The sequence below is a fragment of the Nocardia sp. NPDC059228 genome, assembly GCF_042754245.1.
Classification (GTDB): domain Bacteria; phylum Actinomycetota; class Actinomycetes; order Mycobacteriales; family Mycobacteriaceae; genus Nocardia.
In genome coordinates this window covers 1-18,728 of sequence record NZ_JBHZAL010000062.1, presented here as the reverse complement: position 1 = coordinate 18,728, position 18,728 = coordinate 1, and the positions used below count along the sequence as shown (strand labels likewise).

The window sequence follows — 18,728 nt, the reverse complement described above, 5'->3', positions numbered from 1 at the left end:
GCATTCAAACTGCTCGTATGGCGCTCCCAGGAAACCAACACCAAACTCCGCGCCCTGGCCGAACAACTACTGCGCGAACTGCCCACCGTGCCACCGGCCGAACCCGCCACCGTGTCGGCCTTCGACCACATCCTTCTCACCCTCCACGAACGCATCGCCCACTGACCACACCGCATGGATGTCAGTTGGCCCTCGTGGCGAAACGTGTCAGTAGCGTCTCTCCCCTCGAATGCCCCGGCATGTTCGGATGGCAATTCACGTCGGGGAGGTGCGTCAGGGGATATGCATCAACTGTCGAGCAGAACCGAACAGACGGTTGGCGAGCTTGATGACAGGAAGTCCCAGCGGGATCAGGAGGATCGTCGCGCACAACACCGCACCGAGAATCCACACCACGGTCGCGAGCAACCCGACTACCGTGCCGAGCACGGCCGTCACGATCCCCAACACCACATTGAGCAGTCCCTGTATCGCTCGCATGATGACCTTTCTGTGTCCAGTCTGCTCCCTTTCCACGCACTCCGCTCCCCCTCTGCCTCTCCCTTCCCTTCCCAGACCCGGGCCACCGCGGCATCCCCCGATCAGGTCTTGCCCGATGCAGTACCTCTGAAGCAGGTCCAGGAGAACCACCTCTGACCCGGTTCGAGCCCTTTCCACCCGGAACCCCCACTCGCACACGGACGCCGGCGTTGCGATGCGCCTGCACTCATGTCCGGATTGCGGTGTCCGTGTGCGAGTGTCGACGCCTCGTTCGGAAAACGAAGAAGGATTGGTCACTGCTCGACGTCACTGCCTTCGGCAGCGATCGGCAGCGTGGGGTCGGTGGGGATGCGTTCGTGGAGGGTCAGTAGCAGGTGATCGAACCTGGCCAGGGCCTCCGCCGGGGGCGGCACGCTCGACAGTTCGGCCAGCAGTTGCTCGGCCAGCGCCCGGAGTTCGACCCCGGTCTCCTGTGAGCGCCACCGCAGCAACTGGAAGGCCTGCTCGCTGTTGACCTGATACATGTGCATGAGCACGCCTTTGGCCTGCTCGATCGTGGCGCGCGCGTCCATCAGGCCCGGCAGTTGCGTGTCGAGGGCATACTGCCCGGCATCGGCAAGCGTGCCCGAGAGATCGATGTAGAACCCCGCAGTGCCGACCGGGCGCCCGTCCTCATCGAGGATGCGGTCGGCGACCACCATCACCTGATGCTCCTGGCCGTGGGTATCGATGAACCGATGCCGGCTCGAGAACGGCTCGCCATGCGCGATGGAACGAGAGATGATCTCGGCGACCTGCTCACGGTCGCCGGGATGCTTGTGCGCCAGCAGCAGATCGGTCGTCGGCTCGACCTCGCCGGGGGCGTAGCCGTGCATCTTGTACACCTCCGGTGACCACTCCCAGCGCCGCGTGGCGAACCAGAACCGGAAACTACCCGTCCACGGGCCCGGCGAGACAGGTGGCCCAGATGCCCGCCCTCGCGATACGCGGGATGACTCGGCGCGCGAATCCATGACCTGATTGTCCGCTTCGCCCGAGGAGATCGACAGCGATGTCGGCCTGAGGTGCGTCAACACCACCGAGGGCGGACGGCAAGGCGTAGTGCTCTGCGTGTTGCAGCGCACTGTGCCTGGAACAGGCATCCTTTTGTCATTCTGGGGTTGGCCCGATCGGACGGCATCGCCAGGGCGGGAGGGTTGTCGGCGATCGCGTCGTCCCCCCGCCATGGCGACGGAAGTGCCCCACCGCTACAGCCAAGCTCTGTGTCGGGGTACGCCGGTCGGCGCGATGCGACAAGCACTGTGCGAAGAGTTGCGTCCATCGCAGCCGCGTCTCTGATGCTTCCTTCGGTAAATCCGGTGCGTGCGGGTAGAACGCGCAAACGGATCGGCAGCCACCCGAGCGTTGGAGACCACCGTCCACATTCCTCAAAAGAGCTGTTCAACCAGGAAATACCGCGGCTATTACCCACCGTGACACGAATCGAAACTCGGTTCCAGGAAGACGACGACAGCCGATCGGTCGTCGGGTCATATAAATTTTATGCCTACTACCAGCTGATATGCGCAATGCACATCACAGGATGTTGTATCACAGTTTAATAAATTACTATTCGGGCAACTCTGGTGTCATGATCATCAACTCACGTAATCGGACCTCGAATACGACGAGCGCGGATCTCACCGGCACTGCTCTGGCGGCGGTCGCGTGCATAATCTTTTTCTTGGGCTTGACGGCATTGACACGGTCGGTGCCCACCGCCGCGGCTGGCGGTGCTGTCCTGGGCGCGGGCTGGGTGATGGCCCTCAAGATGCTGGCCGTCACACACGACTACCGATGAGCTCAGGGCACCCGCGATTGCCTGCAGGCCCCGGCCCCCAGTCGGCGGCAGCCGGTGGTGCGGCCGCGGGCGGCTCCGAGGCTATTGACGTACCAGCGTTCGGAAAGCGATGGCCAACCGCCGCGGCGGAAGGCCAGTTGTGCTCGGGAACTGCGATGTCCGCTGGTGAGCGGTCGAATCGGAGTCCGCGCCAGGACGGGTGGCGCAGGCCGGTGGCGGTGCGTTCGCGGTAGTCGACATGGCCGGCCAGGTGCGGGACCCAGTGCGCGGTGGCCGTGATCGATGGCGGGATCCTCACCGGTGACCGGCCGTAAAACGTTTGCCAACGCAGCTATTGCGCAGCGAAGCTTGTTGTTCGTGACGACTCCCAGTGCCGACGCGGCTGCCCGACTGTCCGAACCGACCTCTGTGACTATCCGTCCCTACCGTCCCGAGGACGAGGAGGCCGTGGTCGGCCTCTGGAGCCGCGCCACCCGCATCGCGCATCCCTTCATCGCGGAGGAGGGCACCGGGGAGCGCGAGCGCAAGCTTCGCCAGATCTATCTCGTTCACGCCGATAACTGGGTCGCCGAGCTGCCGGACCGGGGTGTGGTGGGGCTGCTGGGGATGCTCGATGCCGAGATCGGTGGCCTGTTCGTCGACCCCGGCGTCCAAAAATCGGGCATCGGAAGGCAATTGGTCGCCCACGCGCTAAGCCTGCACCCCACGGTGACCCTCGACGTGTTCGAGCTCAACTCCAGCGCCCGAGCCTTCTACGCCCGCTTGGGTTTCCGTGAAATCACCCGCCACCTCGACCCCGACACGGGCTTCACTCTCATCACCCTCGAGCTCACCGCCTGACCCACATCGGACAGGCATCACCGAGGCTGGAGGTTGTCGGCGGTCGCGCTGGGGCATGAGGAACTCAGCCGGCGCAAGGCGAAGGCGTGTCAGTTGCCAGCTCCGCAGCAACGGCCCGCCGTTCAGACCGGAGTCGAGCCCGTGTGCACGATCTCCTGCTGCCACCGGTCCTTCGGCTGCTGATGCAACGTCCAGTAGTGCTCGGCGACGAGATCGGGGTCGGAGTCGGTGCCGGGCACCATGTGGCAGTCGACGATGACGGTGGCGACGTGGACCCCGCCCGGCCGGTACTGCTGGTCGAGCAGCGCGGTGAGCGCCCGGAGTCCGGCCTTGCCGAGGGACAGGCTGGCGTAGCGGGCGTCAGGGAGCGGCATGCCGCCGGTGAGAAGGATCGTGCCACCGCCGTGCCCGGCCATCGCCGGTGCGAGGTGGCCGGCGGCGTCCATCGCGCCGAGCACGTTCACCTCCCAGGCGCGCAGATGCTGCTCGCGACTCAGCTCGCCGGGTCGGTCGCGCTGGATGATCGCGGCGTTGTAGACCAGCACGTCCGGCACCCCGTGGGCGTCCACCGCCGCATCGAGGGCGGCTCGCAGGGCCAAACCGTCGGTGGCGTCGGCGCGCAGGGCCACGGCCGTCCCGCCGTCCGTTTCGATCGCCGCCGCCAGATCCGCTACCCCCACACCTCGCGCGATCAGCGCGACCGGCAGGTCCTCGCGTGTGAACCGGCGCGCCACCGCGGCCCCCAGACCTGGACCCGCACCGATGATGACCGCTCCTGACATGGGAATCTCCTTCCGTCGTCCCTTGTTGGATGCCACGACGTTAGAACCTGACATCGATGTCAGGATCAAGCCGGAGTGACGGAGGCCACATATGCAGATCGGGGAGCTGGCGGCCCGCACGGAGGTCCCGGACCGACTGCTGCGGTACTACGAACAACGGGGGCTACTGTCGCCTCGGCGCACGTCCGGCGGGCACCGCATGTTCGAGGACGCCGACGTGATCCGGGTCGGGATCATCCGCGCGCTGCTGGCCGCGGGCCTGAACACCGCGACCATCGCGATCGTGCTCCCGTGCACCGAGTACCGGGCCGGTCAGCTGCACGCGACCTGCCCGGAGATGGCCGGATACCTCGCGCGCGAACGGTCTCGCATGTCGGAGGCGATCAACCGACTGGAACGATCCCGGCAAGCCCTCGACAGCCTGCTGTCAACCTCTGAAGATCAGCCGGTGTCCGGGACGTTTGACCTCTGAGGGGTCCCAATTGAAGGGCGATCTTCTCCGGCCACGCGGTCGTACGCGCAGCCGATCAAGTCGATCCTCGCGGCCAACCCCGGCCTGAAAATCAACACCAACTAGGTCGCGTCTCGACGTGAGTTGATGGGTGGCACCACGCGGTGCCACCCATTAACTGCGTTCAGGTCATCCGGGGTCGTCATTGACGCCGCTCGTGCCCACAACGTGCTGGGATGGAGCCCCCGCTACAGCTCCGTAGAAGCATTGCTCGAAGTGCTCGACGGAACACGCACCGCCGCCGACATCGACACTCCGCCACTGTCGCGAACCGCGGGCGGACCACTACGGATTCACGAATTCACCTCCGGCATCGGCGCATCCGACCCGGTCGATCGCACGCCCGCCCCGAGGATCAGCAATGCGGTTGCGACGCAGTGATATTCACGCACCGGGAATCGTCAGACGACGCTGCGGACGTGGATTCTCCTACACCACCGCCCAGGGAAAGCCCGACATCGACGGCTCGACCTTGGAACGAATCCGGGCGTTGGCCATTCCACCGGCGTGGCGGAAGGTCTGGATCTGTCCGCATCCCAACGGACATCGGCCTTGGGGCCAGTGGCCTCGAACCAGACGCGGATCTGGTCGAGGTCGGCGATAGCGTGGTCGGGGTCGCTGGGCAGCGCGCCACCGGAGGCGTGCGCGATGTCGATGACACCCTCGTCGGTGACGAGAGTGGCGCGGCCGTCGAGGTTGGCGAGTCTCATGTGGCTGTTCTGCTTTCGATCAGGCCGGCGCCCGGGCACGGGTGCGGGCAATGCGCGCGTTGCACGCCGCGGTAGATCGGCATGGTGGCGTCGGGGAACCGCCCAGCCCGCCGTCTCGAGCCGCTGAGGATCCCCCGCCGCCCGACGCTGGGGCCATGGACCGTGACCGTCGCGACCGCCCGGTCCTGCCGCGATCGGGCGGGGTCAGCCTGCGCCGAGGTGGTGAGGGGCACGATCGGTTCAGACGAGCAGGACCCGGCGTCCGCGGGTGTGCCCGGCCTGGCTGTCGGCGTGCGCGGACGCGGCCTCGGTGAGGGGATATGACCGGTCGACCGGGATGTGGAGCTTCCCGCGCGCGATGAGGTCGACGGCCGCGGCGAGAGCTTCGGGCATGCTGCCGCCGACACCGGCGAATCGGATACCGAGCATCGGCGCCTCGAGATCGGCGATGGTGATCACTTTGTCCGGGTCTCCGGTCAGGTCGAGGAGCCCGCGGATGACACCCGTTTGGTTGCGGCGAGGACCTGATCGGCGATCTCGTTGTTCAGGGTGACGCGGACCAGCGCCGCGGCCAGGTCGGCGGTGTGGTTTTCGGGGGCGAGGTCGGCCAGTCGCTCCGGGTCGGCGGGGAGTCGGACGCGTTCGGCGCCGCGCAGCGCGCGTTCGTCGAAATGCGGTCGCGCCCAGGTCCATATGTCTTGGACTTCGCGCAGGAAGATATCGCTGCCCGTGGGGCCGATCCCCTGGAACTGTTGCAGCAATTGGGCGGCGCGGGCCGGGTCGTGCTCCGCTTCGTCGGCCAGTTTGCGCAGGTCGCCGCCGTAGCGGTCCAGGATGCGGGAAGCAATATCCCCCAGGCGGGAAGCCGTACTTTCGTCGTAGCGCTTGTAGTGGGCGCGGCCGAGTGCGTCGACCAGTTCCTGCCAGTCGGCGTCGGCGACCCGCTGTGGGGTGCGATATCCGGTGCTGACCAGCTCCTTGGCAGCGGCGACGGCGATATCGGCGGAGATCCTGGTGCTGAGCAATTCGGCGAGCATGAGCAGTTGGAACAGTGGAGCGGGTTTATCGGCCAGGTTTATTCCGGCCTCGGCCGCGTAGCCCGTGCCCGCCCGATCCATCAATGCGTTCACCACGTCCTGCTGAGTCATTGTTTTCTCCCTGCCTCGGTAATTTCAGGCGTACCCGCAGGTGACAGATCGACACAGGCGACGGGTCACGCGGTTTCCAGCACCGCGTTGAGCCGAGTGGTCACTCGAGCGAGCACCCCCGGCCATCGCCAGCTCCTCGGCGGAGATATCGGCGTAGGCCCGCGCCATCGATCCGCACGGACGCTACTGAAGCGCGGCGCGTGTTCGCTCCAGGTTCGTGTTCGCTGCGGTGTTCACTCCCTCACGGCAGAGCCGACGTCTCGCACGCGTATCGGCGGCGGTTCGGCCATGATGTCGGGGCTGGCCCGGCCTTTCAGCGGGTGGGCCTGGACCACCGTTCGTGTGCCGAGTCGGGGTGAAAGGTTGGGCCGGACCGGGGCGCCCCATTCCTCGCCGACCGTCGGCCTGAGGTTGACTCGCGAGACTGACACGATCGGCCGAGATGTTCGGAGAGGTGTGTGGTGCTGGGGTCCACTCCAGCGCCACAACACCCGGCCGGAATACTGCGACTCGCGGCGGTAGATCGCGGTGTTCTCGTGCAGTCAGGTTCCGCCGATGAGGCCGAATGTGGGGTCCTGTGGCCTTGGAGTTCGCGGGTATCTGAACGTCCCGTAATGCCGATTCAAGTCTGTTCGAAAGGCCTTTGTCTCGCGGTGATCTCGGCAGCTTCCAGGTGTGCTGTCTCATGTGATTGGCGTCGGCAGTCGGTTGCGGTAGATCGTCAGTCTCGTGAACCAGCCAGCGCAGGAACTCGATCACCTGCAGCGCATGCTGCGTCGCGAAGAAGGCTGAGCCCCAACAGATGACCCCTGAAAGTCGGGACAGACCCCGATACTGAAATCGCCACGTTTCAGTCGTACCTCACGGTAGCGTTCCTCGACCCATAAACCTCGGAAACCCGAATCAGGAGATCGATGACCACACATTCCCGCCCCGGCCACCGAATCGGCTGGGGATTGACAGGACTGGCTGCGACGGTAGCCACCGGCGCACCCGCCGCATCCGCCGATATTGTCGCGTTCACGATCAATCCTGCTGGTCAAACCTATTACGTCGGAACCTATTACGTTCTCAGCGCAACAACCTCCTACGGGACGGAATTCGTGAGCTTCTACGACAACGGCGTGTGCATCGGAAGCAATATCTCGAAAGGCAATCCGGAGATCCCGCTCGCCCCGGTCGCGGGTGTGAGCTGGATCCCGTCGACGGCCGGCCGCCACGTCCTCACCACCAATGACGGCAAGAACACCATGGCGATCACACTGGACGTCCAGCCCGCACCCGGCGGATCCACACCGGACACCCCGCGCCCCCGGCCCATCGGTTGCAGCCAGATCGATCGGCTGCTCAACACCGGTAGCTCCTAGTACTACAAGCATGAGTCGGTCGCGGCCGACACCGAACGGCCCGCGGCCCAGGGCGTCCGCTAGTGGCGCCCCTCTCGCGCCCCTGAGCGAGCGCCGGGAATCGGTCAGAGCGCCCGCTTCAGCCCGACGTGACTGTTGTCGTACCCGAGCCGCGCATAAAAGGCGTGAGCCCGCTCGCGCACCCGGTCTGTGGTGACCTGCGCGAGTGTCGCACCTCGGTGCCTGCCGTGGGCGTGTGCCCACTCGAGCATCGCGGTTCCGATGCCGCGAGAGCGTTCGGAGGCAGCGACCCGGACTCCCTCGATCTGGAGGCGGGTGGCGCCGCCGCGGGACAGCCCCGGAATGATGGTGAGCTGCATGGTGCCGACGATCCGGTCGCCCTCGTCCCGGACCACGGCCAGATAGTGCGACGGGTCCCTGATGACGGCGTCGTATGCCTCCTCGTAGCGGGCAATTTCGAAACCTTCGCGGGTACGGCCGATCTCGTCGTCGGAGAGCAGCGCGACCAGCGCTGGCACGTCGGCACGCCCCGCCCGCTGCACACGATAGATCCGGTCGCCGAGTCGGAGCCGACCACCGACCGAAGCCCGTGCCCGTGACTGCAGTCGGTCGATCAGCGTGTCCAGCCAGGCGCCGACGTGCCGCCGGGCTTCGGGAGTGTCCGGATACCGGCAGCGCAGGTGCAGCCCCGCCTCGTCGAGGATGAACCAGAGCATCACGCCGTCGGTCCGAATCGTGGCGCCGACGTACTGCGCCTCCAATCCGGTCGCGTCGACTCGCACCGGCAGCCGACGCAGGTCCAGCCACGAAATCGCGAACATCCCCGGCGCCTCGGGCATCCCGCCCCACGGACGCAGGATGTCCTCCAGCGGCCAGGACCCCATCCGGACGGCCTCCTTCACCGCCTCCGCGCTGGCACGGGGATCGGGGTCGGCCGACTCGAGCACCGAGTTGGTGATGAACCACCCCACCGAGTCGTGCCAGGTGGTGTCGTACCGGCTGTGCACCGGAAACACGGCCCGCAGTGCGGTGCCGGCCAACTCGTGGGTCACCTCGGTCATCGCCCCCACCACCAGCGCCAAGGTCGAGACGCCGTCGTCGCGGGCCTGCGCCGAGAACGCGGCGCTGTCGTCGACGTCGAGGACATCGCGCACCTCCACGCGCTCCTCCTGCAACGTCGCCTCACCCAGCGGCAGCGGGAACCGTGGCATCACATCGCCGCTGCCCGCCAGCACCTCGGCCCAGCGGCGGTGCACCTCGTCGGGTGCCGGCGGGCGGTCCCGCAGCGCGCGGGTGTGCTCCGCGAAGGCGGGGGCGGGCGGCAACGACGGTGCACGACCCTTCTGCACCGCGGCCAGCGCGGTGAGCAGGTCGCGCGCGATCACCAGCATCGACCACATGTCGACGTGCGCGTGGTCGGCGGCGATCACCACGGTCGGCCCTACCGCGGTCTCGAGCACGCAGAGCCGGTACGACGGACGACCGTACGGTGAACAAGCACGGTCGAGCACGGCGCGGAGCGCGTCGTTGACCGCCTGCCCCGGAGCGATCACATGCTCGACCCAGCCGCCGGGCAGGATATCGACCTCGTGCAGCCGAGGCTCGCCGTCCTCGCCCGGCACGAAGACCGACCGCAGCGTGCCGTGCCGTTCGATCACCGCCAGCCAGGCGGTCGCGAGTTCGTCGGGCGGTACCGGCGCGGAGAGCCTGAAGGACAACGCCATCCAGGATCCCGCTCGGTCGCCGGCGCCGACGTGGCGTCGCTGGTCGAAGGACACGGGAAGTGACCGGCCCAATCGACCCGCAGTGACGTCGAAGCCCAGCAGGCGGCCGAACGGCAGGCGCAAGTGCGCGACGTTGGTCAGCCGCATGACGGTATCCTAGGCTCCTTCCCGAGCGATTGCCGTCTCACCAGCACCCTGGAGCCGCCGTGCCGACCTTCCGTGTTCCCGGCGCCGACCTCGACGTGGAACTGAGCGACGAGGGCGGCCACCCCGTCGTCCAACTCCACGGCCTCACCTCCAGCCGCCACCGCGACCGTCTGATGGACCTCGATCTCGGCCGCGGACTCAGCGGAACCCGACTGCTGCGGTACGACGCGCGCGGCCACGGCCACTCGACGGGCCGTACCGTCCCCGAGGACTATCGGTGGCCGGTTCTGGCCGATGACCTGCTGAACCTGCTCGACCACTGGTTCCCCGGTGAACAGGTGCATGGTGTCGGTCCTTCGATGGGCACCGGGACACTGCTGCATGCCGCTGTCCGCGATCCTGGCCGATTCGCCGGCCTCACCCTGCTGGTGCCCGCGACCGCCTGGCGCACCCGCGCCGCGAAGGCCGACATCTACCGGAAGAATGCCCGCTTGATCGAGGAGCAGGGACTCGACGCCTTCCTCGGTGCCGATCTCACCGTGCCTCGCCCGCCGGCCACCGCCGGAACGCCGGAAACCGTGCCGGATGTCGCCGAGCACCTACTGCCCTCACTGTTCCGCGGGGCAGCGATGAGCGACCTGCCCGCCCCCGAGGCGATCGCCGCGATCGAGGTGCCGACCACGGTGTTGGCCTGGATCGACGACCCCGCCCACCCGGTGTCGACCGCCGAGGCGCTGGTGGACCTGCTGCCGAAGGCCACGCTGGAGGTGGCGCACACACCGGCCGATCTCGCACGCTGGCCGAGCATCCTGTGTGAGGACGTAGCACGACACGGGTAGGCACGACGCCCCAGCGATTCGTTCTGGGGCCAACCGCCCGATACGATCGCCGGTGCCCACAGCTCGCCGTCGGCCGGTCCGACTGGGGCCCGAGCGCCCAAATGTGCGCTCCGGCTACACGGAACTGATCGAATCGGTCCCAGAACGGGTGCACAACAGCCGAGCGCCGGCCGGATCTCGTGTGGCGCAGCGCCAGGCCGCACGCCCCGCGCCCGCCGGTGATGCCACCACTGGCGTCGTGAACAACGTTGCGGCACAGAACTATTCGTTGCCATGCGCTTGTGGTCGGCTCCGCCGGTGGCGGATCACCGGAACGTCAGCAACACATACCGACGCGATCGGGCCCGCGGTGCACGAGCCCCAGCCTGGTACTGAATCAAGGGCACAATAGGCGGCATGAGCCTCGGATATGTGCCGGTGACCGTCGAATCCCCCTGCCGCAGTTCACCGGAGACCGCCTTCGACATCATCGAGCCGATCGACCTGACCACCATCTTCACCGGAATGGGACCCCTGCCCGGCGTCGACGGTGTCCGCGACCAGTCCGGGCCATGGGACACCATTGGCAACACCCGCATTCCGGTCCTGTCCGACGGCTCCACAGCCCGCGAACGCCTCATCGCCTATACCCGGCCCCACAGCTTCGCCTACGAAATAACCGATTTCACCGGCCCGCTGCGTCTTCTGGTCGAAAAGGTGCGTGGAGAGTGGACCTTCACCCCGAACGGTTCGGATTGCCTTGTCCGCTGGACTTATTCGTTCCATCCACGCCCAGGTCGGTACTGGTTCATCCGCCTTGCGGTCGCACCCATTTGGCGGCGCTACGCCACCGCCACCCTCGTCCGCGCCGTCCGCGCCGCCGAAGCAGCACTGTGACCCCCGATTCAGGCTAGGCCTGGGGTGCGACGCCGGTGTCGACGAGTACGGGTGTGAGGTCGACCCCGGGCGGGGGACGCAGGCGGCGTAGGTTGCCGTCGATGCTGGTGACATACAGCGCCCAGCCCTGTCCGTCGCGGGCGATCCGGACCGAGGTCGGGCCGTTGGGCAGCATCGGGCTCGGGGTCTGCCAGCCGGTAGCGATGATGCAGGTGGAGCCCGTCGCCGGATCCATGCTGTAGACGCTGCCGGAGGTGTCGCCAGCGAGATAGATCTGCCCGGCTTGGGTGGCCTCGATGTCGTCGAGGCCCGGGAAGAGGCCGTCGTGAACGCTGGCGACCACAGTGGCGGCCGTCGGCGCATCCAGCGGAATTCTCAGCACCTGCGAGGTGAAGTCGTTCTCGGTGTAGATGGCTGTCTGGTCCGCTGTCAGCGCAATACCGTTGGGGTAGGGCGTATTCGACCAGTGCGAGGTGAGTTCACCGGTGGACGGCCGATACCGGCTCATGCCCACCGGTATGGGAATCGACAGGTGGGAGATGAGCAGGTCCCCGTCGGGAAGCAGCAGCAACCCGTTGGGCTGAACCAGCCCGGTCAACAGCGTGGTCACCGCGCCGGTGGTCACGTTGTAGCGCCGCAGGGTGCCGGTGCCGGCGAACGCGGTGCCGTCGCCGGTCAGGAAGTACAGATCGTCACCGATCAGCCGCAACCCAGCCGGATTGTCCAGACCCGACAGGAGCGCGGTGACCTCGCCACCGGAATCGACGTGGTACAGGACGCCTTTGACAATGCCGGACACGTAGAAGCCGCCGCCCCCGTCGGGCTCGAGATTCTCCAGACCACCCAGACCCGACGCGAGAATATCGGCTTGCCAGCCCTGCGCGCACGAAGCGCCATCGGTCTCCGCGTGCGCGACCGGAGCGGTCGCGATCAGTCCGGCCACAGCGGCCGCCGCACATGCGCTCGACAGCAATCTATGAATCCGATGAACTGCTCCCACCTCGATCGACATACGGCAGATCCTATCGATGGGACTTGCATCTGCAGTGCCAACTGACCGCTTGACGTTGCCGCGTCACGGAATGCGTTATGGGTTCGACTTGCGAAAGGCACTGTCGCTGAGGGTGTCTCGCGAACGAAGGCATCCGGACGAACCGAGTACCGCCGGGTCGCATTGGATGCGAATTTCTCGTGTCCCATGCTGAGCGTCGGAGCGCTGCGAATACTGCCCTGATCAGCGGACTGACTTTCGGTGGTCAGGGCTCGCTGATCAACGCGCTCGGCCGGAATGCGTGATCGGCGGGTATTCCGACGATGTCGAAAGCCAGTGCCGGGTGCCGGTGCCGGGCAACAAGTTACAGACCGGACGAAACTCCCACGGGCTACAGGTCCAGCGACGCGCGCAGCGCCTCTTCGACCCGCCCCATGGTTTCGGGGGCAGTGCTGGCGACCCGATCACCCACCCATGGGCGATACAGGCGATGCGTCGCGGCCGTGTTGACCCACCCGTGCTCAGGGATCGGCACGGTCAGCAGGTCACCGTCACCTTCGTCGAGCAGGTCCAGGCCCATGAACCAGGATCGTTCACTGTCGAGCACCGCCTGGTTGGAGGCCAGCAGCACGATCTTCGTCAGCGCCGCACCGGGTTGTCCGTAATGGTGGATGTCCCCGCGCCTCACGCAGCGCCCTTGTGGCGGCGCGTAGCCTCGGCAGCCTCGGCCGCGGCCTGTTCCGCCTCGTATTCAGCGGCCGCGTCCGCCTCGGCGACCGGCTTCATCACCGGCCGGAAGTCGCGAATCGCCTTGTCCCGGCACGCTTTCGAGATCCACGCCGACGGCGACATCCCGGCCAGGCCGGCCTCGCGTTCGGCGATCTCCCACGCGCTGGACTCCAGCGACAGCGAAACCTTGGTAGTCCGACGAGTCATACCCCCAATCCTACCCGCGACCCGACAAATCCGCGCCCCGACGACGTCGCCGTGCCGTCTGCCGTCTGCCGACTTCCGGCTACCTGCTCACCCTGGTCACCGTCAACTCGGTGACCCCCAGTCGAAGCCCTCGGCCACGGGATCGGAAACCTGCCCACCGCGCGGCCGCCGTGGCAGCGGCCGCAGCCGTGCTCGGCCCGGCCGGCCCGCATGCCACCGGCCCCCTCGGGGCCGCGACGTGCAGCTTCACCTACGCCCTGTTGGCCATCGCGATGATGACGCTGCGTCCGGCACCCTGCTCCACACAAGCACGGACCGCGCGGCCCGAGCGAGATCGCCCCACAGCCGTTGATCTACGGCGAAGCCATTGCGCGACGGCCGGGTCGGATCGACAGGTTGTCACCTGATCACCCCGCCCCGCGCGGTTCCGCCGAGGCCCGGTCTCGCCGAACGTGGCGGGGATGATGGCGGCCAGTGGGTGGATTCGGCGACCGCCCAGTCGCGGGATCTATGCCGGTATTCACTCGCCCCACAGGCGAACCGGGTCGCGGTTGAGAACCGCCGCGCACTGTGACACCTGGTCAAGGTCCAAACGTAGCCGGCAAACTCCGCTCCGCGGTAGAGCCGTCCAAGTTCGCCGGTGGATCCGACATCAATCCCGAATCCGGCCGAGACTCGCCATGTGCACGACGGAATCGTGCATCAGACTGTCGCCCATGCGGCGAGCTCGGCCCAGCGTGGAACTTCCAATTCGTCATCGGCCATGGTGGGTGAACTCTGTTCTCGAAAAATGAAGGAGCGGAAGATATTTGCGAGTTATACGGTGGAAAGGTGAGGACAGCGGCCGCCGTCTTCGTTGGCGGTGGACACACCACAGAGCGACCTGTTGATCAACCCCGCGAAACACCGTTGCTGGAAGGACGTTTTCGCAGGTAGATAGCGTCGCGTATAGCGAAGATTCCGGCGTAACTCAACGTTAACTCCATACTCCGCCGCGTAACGGTGCGAGCACGCAGCCTGGCCTCATGCACGATCATCGACAGCACCGGGCTCCGGTTGCGGACATCGACAACCGGTCCTGCCGTTCGAGGCTCCAGAGTGGAGTCGACCAGGTGATGCCCGGGTCCGCCCAATTGGCGGGGCGGCGGGTGCGCGACCTGTTGCGGGCCGAGATTCGCCGGGGCGCTTTCGTCGACGGCCGACTGCCGTCCGAATTCGAGCTCATGGCGCAACATCAGGCATCGCGGGAGGCGGTGCGCGAGGCGCTCGATCTGCTGCGCCGCGATGGACTCGTAGTACGCCGGCGAGGAGTCGGCACCATGACGGTCCGGGAGGAGTACGTGGTGCCGGGTGTCCTACCGGCACAAGGCAACTTGTTCGAGAGATATCTCGCAGACGGTCACATCACGCCGCGTGTTCTGCGCTGGACCTGGATTCCCGCTCCGCTTGCGGTCGCCACTCAACTCGACGGCGTCACGGTCGACGAGGACTGCCTGTGCATCGATTATGTCTTGCTCATCGATGACCGACCGATGGCGGTCTTCACCAACTACCTCCGTTCCCCGGAGGCGTCGAGAGTCGACCAGGAAGAGTTTCGCACCGACTTCTATTCGCTGCTGCATTGCAGTGATGTGGCTGTCGCGGGCTTCGATCTGTCCGTGCAGGCCGTCGCGGCCGACGAGTGCACCGCCAGACTGCTGGAGATTGCGCTGGGTGAGCCGATTCTGCTGTGGGAGCAGACGATTCGCGACTCGGACGGCCAGGCGGTCGACTATGCCCTCGGCGCTCTTCGCGGTGACGTCGTCATGAAGTTCGGTGACATACCCCGCATCGATCTGACTCGATCGCTGACCCCGCAACCTTGCCGATGAGGACACCCATGACCACGACCACCCGGATCACCACCGTCACCGACGCCGCAGCGGCACTGCGCCACGGCGAGACCACCGCAAGTGAGCTCCTCGAACAGTGTCTGGCCGCCGCCGACGCCCTCGACGACCGCATTGGCGTGTACCTGGCCCGATTCGACGATCTCGCCCGTGACCGGGCCGCCCGGGTCGATGCCAAGATCGCGGCCGGACAGCCGCTGGCACCGCTGGACGGAATCCCGTTGGGCATCAAGGACATTCTCGCCAGCACGCACGGACCGACCACTGCCCAGAGCCAGGCGCTCGACTCCGCGTGGGGTATGGCCGCCGGTGACTCCGCGGTGGTTGAGCGGCTCGAGCGCGCCGGTGCAATCATCACTGGCAAGACCACCACCATGGAATTCGCCGTCGGCGTACCGGATCCGGACAAGCCCTTCCCGATTCCACGCAACGCCTGGGACACCGAGCGTTGGGCGGGCGGGTCGAGTTCCGGATCCGCCAGTGGCCTCGCGACCGGCATGTTCCTGGCGGCCATCGGTACCGACACCGCCGGAAGCATCCGAATCCCCGCCGCGTTCAACGGAACCACCGGGCTCAAACCCACCTTCGGCCGCGTACCCAAGTCCGGCGTGGTACCGCTGGGCTACACCCTCGACCACGTGGGACCGATGGCTCGCAGCGCGGCCGATTGCGCCCTGCTGTTGTCGATCGTCGCCGGGCACGACCCCGCCGATTCCTACAGTGCGACGGCACCGGTCGACGAGTACCCAGGCGCACTCACCGGCGATCTCGGGGGCCTCACCATCGGAGTCGACAACCTCGACCGCTACGCCAATGCGGGCATCGACCTGATCCAGCCGCAGCGGTTCACCGCCGCCCTGGATGTCCTCGCCGCGGCCGGGGCCCGCATCGTCCCCGTCGAAGTTCCGATGTACCCCGAGGTGGTGGCGATCGATGTCGTCGTCATGCTGGCCGAGGCCCATGCCTACCACCGTTCGCCACTGCGCAGTCGCTGGATGGACTACGGACGGGCCACCCGAATCGTCCTGGCGTCCGGTTCGGAAATCTCCGCCTCGGATTACCTACAGGCACAACGCGTCCGGCGGATCGCCGCGACCCGGATGGCCGAATTGCTCAACGACGTCGATCTCGTTGTCACTCCGACCGGACACCTCGGCGCACCGCGACTCGACGCCATCGATCAGTTTCAGCCGCTGGATGTGCTCGCATCCCTGCACACCCCGTACTGGAACCCGCTCGGCAACCCCACCCTCGCCCTCCCGATCGGACTATCGGCGGACGGGACGCCCCTGTCGATGTCGATCAGCGGCAAACACTTCGACGAGGCGACCGTGCTCCGCGCCGGCGACGCCTACCAGCGCCGCACCACCCACCATCTGGCCATCCCCACCATCCGGTGACACACGATTCGGAGCCGACGATGACCGAACCGACGACCTGGTCCCCCGACCCCGCCGAGAACAACGCGATCGAAAACCTCGGCCGGGCCCTGCACACGATGACCGAACTGCTCCACCGGGTGAACGATGCCCAATACCTCGACCCCGCAGGGGGTTTCGACAGCCTCCGCTGACAGATCGAGCTTGGCCGAAGCACAGCGACGACCGAGCACCGACGCCGCCGTCAACCCCCGTGCTCGCAATCCGCAGGGGCATCGAAGAGCACATCGACACCTTCACCGAGCACCTCACCCACGATCCGGTCGACGGCCTCGGCGGTGTCGGTCAGGTCGGCGTCGGCCTTGCGCGCGCATCGCCGCACGGCCGCATGGGGCAACTCGATGATCAGCAGAGCCAGCCGTTCCCGATCGGCCCGGCTGCGGTAACCCAGCCGATCGCCGAGTTCCCTTACGGCGTCATCGATTCGGGCCTGCTGCGCCGCAGCCACGTCGCGGGATTCGGCACTCCACTGCGCGGACCCGAAGGCTTCCGGACCCGCGAGCAATACCGCGGCCTCCGCCGGATGCCGTCGCGACCAGTCGGTCACGTGATGCGCGGCCCGCATCGCAGCTTGCTGCGGAGGGTCGATACGCAAGGCGTCGAGGAACCCGCTCTGGAATCGATCCACGCTACGCAGCCACAGACGTGCCAGCAGCGCCGCCCGGTCGGGAAAGCGGTAGTAGACCGAGCCGCTCGGCGCGCCCACGGCAGCCGCAACCGCGCTCATGGTGACCGCCGCGGCGCCGTGGGACGCGGCCAGGTCGGCAGCGGCGTCCAGAAGCGAGTCCAGGGTGTGTGTGGGCTTCCTTGACACGTATTAGAGATTACCCTCTAATTGCAATTAGAGAGCAATCGCTAAATGAAAGGCCCGGATCATGGTGAGCAATATCCACAGTCGAGTTATCGCAGCCGATGCTCAGGCGGTGGGCCGGCTGCTCGACACGCTGGCAAGTGACGACGACCGGCTGTGGCCGATCCAGCGGTGGCCCGCCATGCGGTTCGACCGGCCGCTGGGAGTCGATGCCATCGGCGGCCATGGGCCGATCCGCTACACCTGCGTCGAATACGTCCCCGGACGCGAGGTGAAGTTCCGGTTCCATCGCCCGGCCGGTTTCGACGGGACGCACGGATTCATCGTGGAAGAGCTGGACGCCGCACACACTCGCCTGACGCACGAGTTGATCATGCGAACCCACGGAAAAGATCGGTTCACCTGGCCCCTCGCATGGCGCTGGCTGCACGACGCCCTATTGGAAGACTCCCTCGACCTCGCAGAGACCGCACTGGTTCCGGGGACGACGCCGAAGAGCCGCCACAGCCGCTACGTTCGCTTCCTGCGCGCGCGGATCCACAGCGATCAGGTCCGCAAGGACAGAGTCCACCAGTAATCCCACCGGACGATTCGACATTTCACGCGAACGGCTGGGCGGCCAGCACGGCACGGGCCAGATCGAGGGAGGGTGCGATGGCGGTCATTGAGCGGCTCCGGATTCGTTGGTGTGGTTGGGAACGCATGGCTTCCCGGCCTGCGAGCCGCCGTGGCGTTGCTCGGCGCCTGACCCGTTATGCCCGCCAATCCGGCAATCACGGCGGCACCGGATATCCGCTGCTGCGGTTGCTGACGGTGGTGGCCTGCGACACCCGCACCGTCGTCGACGCCGTGTTCGGCCCGGCCGGCATCGGCGAAACCAGCTACGCGCCAACGCTTGTCCGCTACCTACGACCGGGCATGCTGTTGCTGGCCGACCTCAACTTCGCCGTCGCCACCCTGATCGGGCAGATCGCGGCCACCGACGCGGACCTGCTCATCCAGTCCCGACCGCGCCAGCTTCACCATCGCCCTGCACACCGCCCGCGACATAGTCATCCAGGCTGCGAACATCGTCGCCGGCACCCGCCTCGACCTGGTCGAAGCGATCGGCCGCGCTGTCCTGACCCAACTCCTACCAGCCCGCTGCACCCGCGTCAGCCCCCGGATCATCGAGCGAGCCAGCTCCACATACCGAGCCAGGGCAGGTGGCGACCGCACCAACTACCGAGCCGACACCACCATCACAGCCCTCGAACCCGCGACTCGACCACACAACTTCGACCCCAACTACCCGGCATTGGAAGGGGCTGCTGCAGGGTTAGGTGACAACCGAGATGGCTTGCCGAGAGGCGGGCCTGAGAGGATGTCGCAGTGCCCAAGCCGTATCCGAAAGAGTTC

General features: G+C 66.7%; 20 protein-coding genes and 2 pseudogenes. 12 read left to right on the top strand and 10 right to left on the bottom strand.

The window, feature by feature from the left end; all coding sequences use genetic code 11:
• Positions 1–165, top strand: a 165-nt coding sequence (locus tag ACFXKA_RS41170) for an ANTAR domain-containing protein (RefSeq protein ID WP_379431627.1), incomplete at its 5' end; no start/stop codon positions are given.
• A 108-nt stretch (positions 166–273) separates the two neighbouring features.
• Here ACFXKA_RS41170 and ACFXKA_RS41165 read toward each other — a convergent pair.
• Positions 274–480 carry a hypothetical protein gene (locus ACFXKA_RS41165; protein ID WP_354848082.1) on the bottom strand — a complete coding sequence of 69 codons (207 nt, stop codon included), beginning with the start codon at positions 478–480 and terminating at the stop codon, positions 274–276.
• Between the two features lie 293 nt (positions 481–773).
• Positions 774–1,493, bottom strand: a complete 720-nt coding sequence (locus ACFXKA_RS41160; RefSeq protein WP_379431626.1) for a PAS and ANTAR domain-containing protein — start codon at positions 1,491–1,493, stop codon at positions 774–776.
• A gap of 617 nt (positions 1,494–2,110) precedes the next feature.
• Here ACFXKA_RS41160 and ACFXKA_RS41155 point away from each other — a divergent pair.
• Together ACFXKA_RS41155 and ACFXKA_RS41150 are read left to right on the top strand one after the other, a co-directional pair.
• Positions 2,111–2,320 (top strand): hypothetical protein, encoded by a 210-nt coding sequence (locus ACFXKA_RS41155; RefSeq protein ID WP_379431625.1) that lies wholly within the window; start codon positions 2,111–2,113, stop codon positions 2,318–2,320.
• Positions 2,321–2,620: 300 nt separating this feature from the next.
• Complete coding sequence (locus ACFXKA_RS41150; protein ID WP_379431624.1) at positions 2,621–3,160, top strand: GNAT family N-acetyltransferase; 540 nt, start codon at positions 2,621–2,623, stop codon at positions 3,158–3,160.
• A gap of 122 nt (positions 3,161–3,282) precedes the next feature.
• Here the strand turns inward: ACFXKA_RS41150 and ACFXKA_RS41145 are convergent, their stop codons facing one another.
• The gene (locus tag ACFXKA_RS41145) at positions 3,283–3,942 is read right to left on the bottom strand and encodes an SDR family NAD(P)-dependent oxidoreductase (RefSeq protein WP_379431623.1); all 660 of its coding nucleotides are present in this window, start codon (positions 3,940–3,942) and stop codon (positions 3,283–3,285) included.
• A gap of 91 nt (positions 3,943–4,033) precedes the next feature.
• Here ACFXKA_RS41145 and ACFXKA_RS41140 point away from each other — a divergent pair, with 91 nt between their 5' ends.
• Positions 4,034–4,414: a MerR family transcriptional regulator gene (locus ACFXKA_RS41140; protein ID WP_354848065.1), complete on the top strand. Its 381-nt coding sequence runs from the start codon at positions 4,034–4,036 to the stop codon at positions 4,412–4,414.
• Between the two features lie 400 nt (positions 4,415–4,814).
• A pseudogene (locus ACFXKA_RS41135) lies at positions 4,815–5,000 on the top strand (DNA topoisomerase IB); the annotation flags it as partial.
• Positions 5,001–5,403: 403 nt separating this feature from the next.
• On the opposite strand, the pseudogene ACFXKA_RS41130 reads toward ACFXKA_RS41135, so the two are convergent.
• Positions 5,404–5,670 (bottom strand): annotated as a pseudogene (locus ACFXKA_RS41130) (zinc-binding dehydrogenase); the annotation flags it as partial.
• Complete coding sequence (locus tag ACFXKA_RS41125; protein WP_379431622.1) at positions 5,640–6,311, bottom strand: endonuclease; 672 nt, start codon at positions 6,309–6,311, stop codon at positions 5,640–5,642. The gene ACFXKA_RS41125 and the pseudogene ACFXKA_RS41130, both read right to left, overlap by 31 nt.
• A 914-nt stretch (positions 6,312–7,225) precedes the next feature.
• Here ACFXKA_RS41125 and ACFXKA_RS41120 point away from each other — a divergent pair.
• Positions 7,226–7,678, top strand: coding sequence for a hypothetical protein (locus ACFXKA_RS41120; RefSeq protein ID WP_379431621.1), 453 nt, complete (start codon positions 7,226–7,228; stop codon positions 7,676–7,678).
• Between the two features lie 104 nt (positions 7,679–7,782).
• Here the strand turns inward: ACFXKA_RS41120 and ACFXKA_RS41115 are convergent, their stop codons facing one another.
• Complete coding sequence (locus ACFXKA_RS41115) at positions 7,783–9,549, bottom strand: GNAT family N-acetyltransferase (protein WP_379431620.1); 1,767 nt, start codon at positions 9,547–9,549, stop codon at positions 7,783–7,785.
• 59 nt (positions 9,550–9,608) lie between these two features.
• Between ACFXKA_RS41115 and ACFXKA_RS41110 the strand changes: the two genes are divergently transcribed.
• The gene (locus ACFXKA_RS41110; RefSeq protein WP_379431619.1) at positions 9,609–10,388 is read left to right on the top strand and encodes an alpha/beta fold hydrolase; all 780 of its coding nucleotides are present in this window, start codon (positions 9,609–9,611) and stop codon (positions 10,386–10,388) included.
• Positions 10,389–10,784: 396 nt separating this feature from the next.
• The gene (locus ACFXKA_RS41105; RefSeq protein WP_379431618.1) at positions 10,785–11,264 is read left to right on the top strand and encodes an SRPBCC family protein; all 480 of its coding nucleotides are present in this window, start codon (positions 10,785–10,787) and stop codon (positions 11,262–11,264) included.
• Between the two features lie 13 nt (positions 11,265–11,277).
• Here the strand turns inward: ACFXKA_RS41105 and ACFXKA_RS41100 are convergent, their stop codons facing one another.
• The 3 genes from ACFXKA_RS41100 to ACFXKA_RS41090 form a co-directional block, all read right to left on the bottom strand.
• Positions 11,278–12,276: a hypothetical protein gene (locus tag ACFXKA_RS41100; RefSeq protein WP_379431617.1), complete on the bottom strand. Its 999-nt coding sequence runs from the start codon at positions 12,274–12,276 to the stop codon at positions 11,278–11,280.
• 370 nt (positions 12,277–12,646) lie between these two features.
• Positions 12,647–12,943, bottom strand: a complete 297-nt coding sequence (locus tag ACFXKA_RS41095) for a hypothetical protein (protein WP_379431616.1) — start codon at positions 12,941–12,943, stop codon at positions 12,647–12,649.
• Complete coding sequence (locus ACFXKA_RS41090) at positions 12,940–13,191, bottom strand: hypothetical protein (protein WP_379431615.1); 252 nt, start codon at positions 13,189–13,191, stop codon at positions 12,940–12,942. The genes ACFXKA_RS41095 and ACFXKA_RS41090 overlap by 4 nt, the downstream gene beginning before the upstream one ends.
• A 1,115-nt stretch (positions 13,192–14,306) precedes the next feature.
• Between ACFXKA_RS41090 and ACFXKA_RS41085 the strand changes: the two genes are divergently transcribed.
• Genes ACFXKA_RS41085 through ACFXKA_RS41075 form a run of 3 tightly spaced genes read left to right on the top strand, consistent with a single transcriptional unit; the run spans position 14,307 to position 16,653 of the window.
• Positions 14,307–15,062 (top strand): GntR family transcriptional regulator, encoded by a 756-nt coding sequence (locus tag ACFXKA_RS41085; RefSeq protein ID WP_379431614.1) that lies wholly within the window; start codon positions 14,307–14,309, stop codon positions 15,060–15,062.
• 8 nt (positions 15,063–15,070) lie between these two features.
• A complete protein-coding gene (locus ACFXKA_RS41080; RefSeq protein WP_379431613.1) occupies positions 15,071–16,480 on the top strand; it encodes an amidase in 1,410 nt (469 codons plus the stop codon).
• Between the two features lie 20 nt (positions 16,481–16,500).
• The gene (locus tag ACFXKA_RS41075) at positions 16,501–16,653 is read left to right on the top strand and encodes a hypothetical protein (protein ID WP_354848023.1); all 153 of its coding nucleotides are present in this window, start codon (positions 16,501–16,503) and stop codon (positions 16,651–16,653) included.
• 50 nt (positions 16,654–16,703) lie between these two features.
• On the opposite strand, the gene ACFXKA_RS41070 is transcribed toward ACFXKA_RS41075, so the two are convergent.
• Positions 16,704–17,333, bottom strand: a complete 630-nt coding sequence (locus ACFXKA_RS41070; RefSeq protein WP_379431612.1) for a TetR/AcrR family transcriptional regulator — start codon at positions 17,331–17,333, stop codon at positions 16,704–16,706.
• 61 nt (positions 17,334–17,394) lie between these two features.
• Here ACFXKA_RS41070 and ACFXKA_RS41065 point away from each other — a divergent pair, with 61 nt between their 5' ends.
• A complete protein-coding gene (locus ACFXKA_RS41065; RefSeq protein WP_379431611.1) occupies positions 17,395–17,907 on the top strand; it encodes an SRPBCC family protein in 513 nt (170 codons plus the stop codon).
• Positions 17,908–18,728 lie beyond the last annotated feature (821 nt).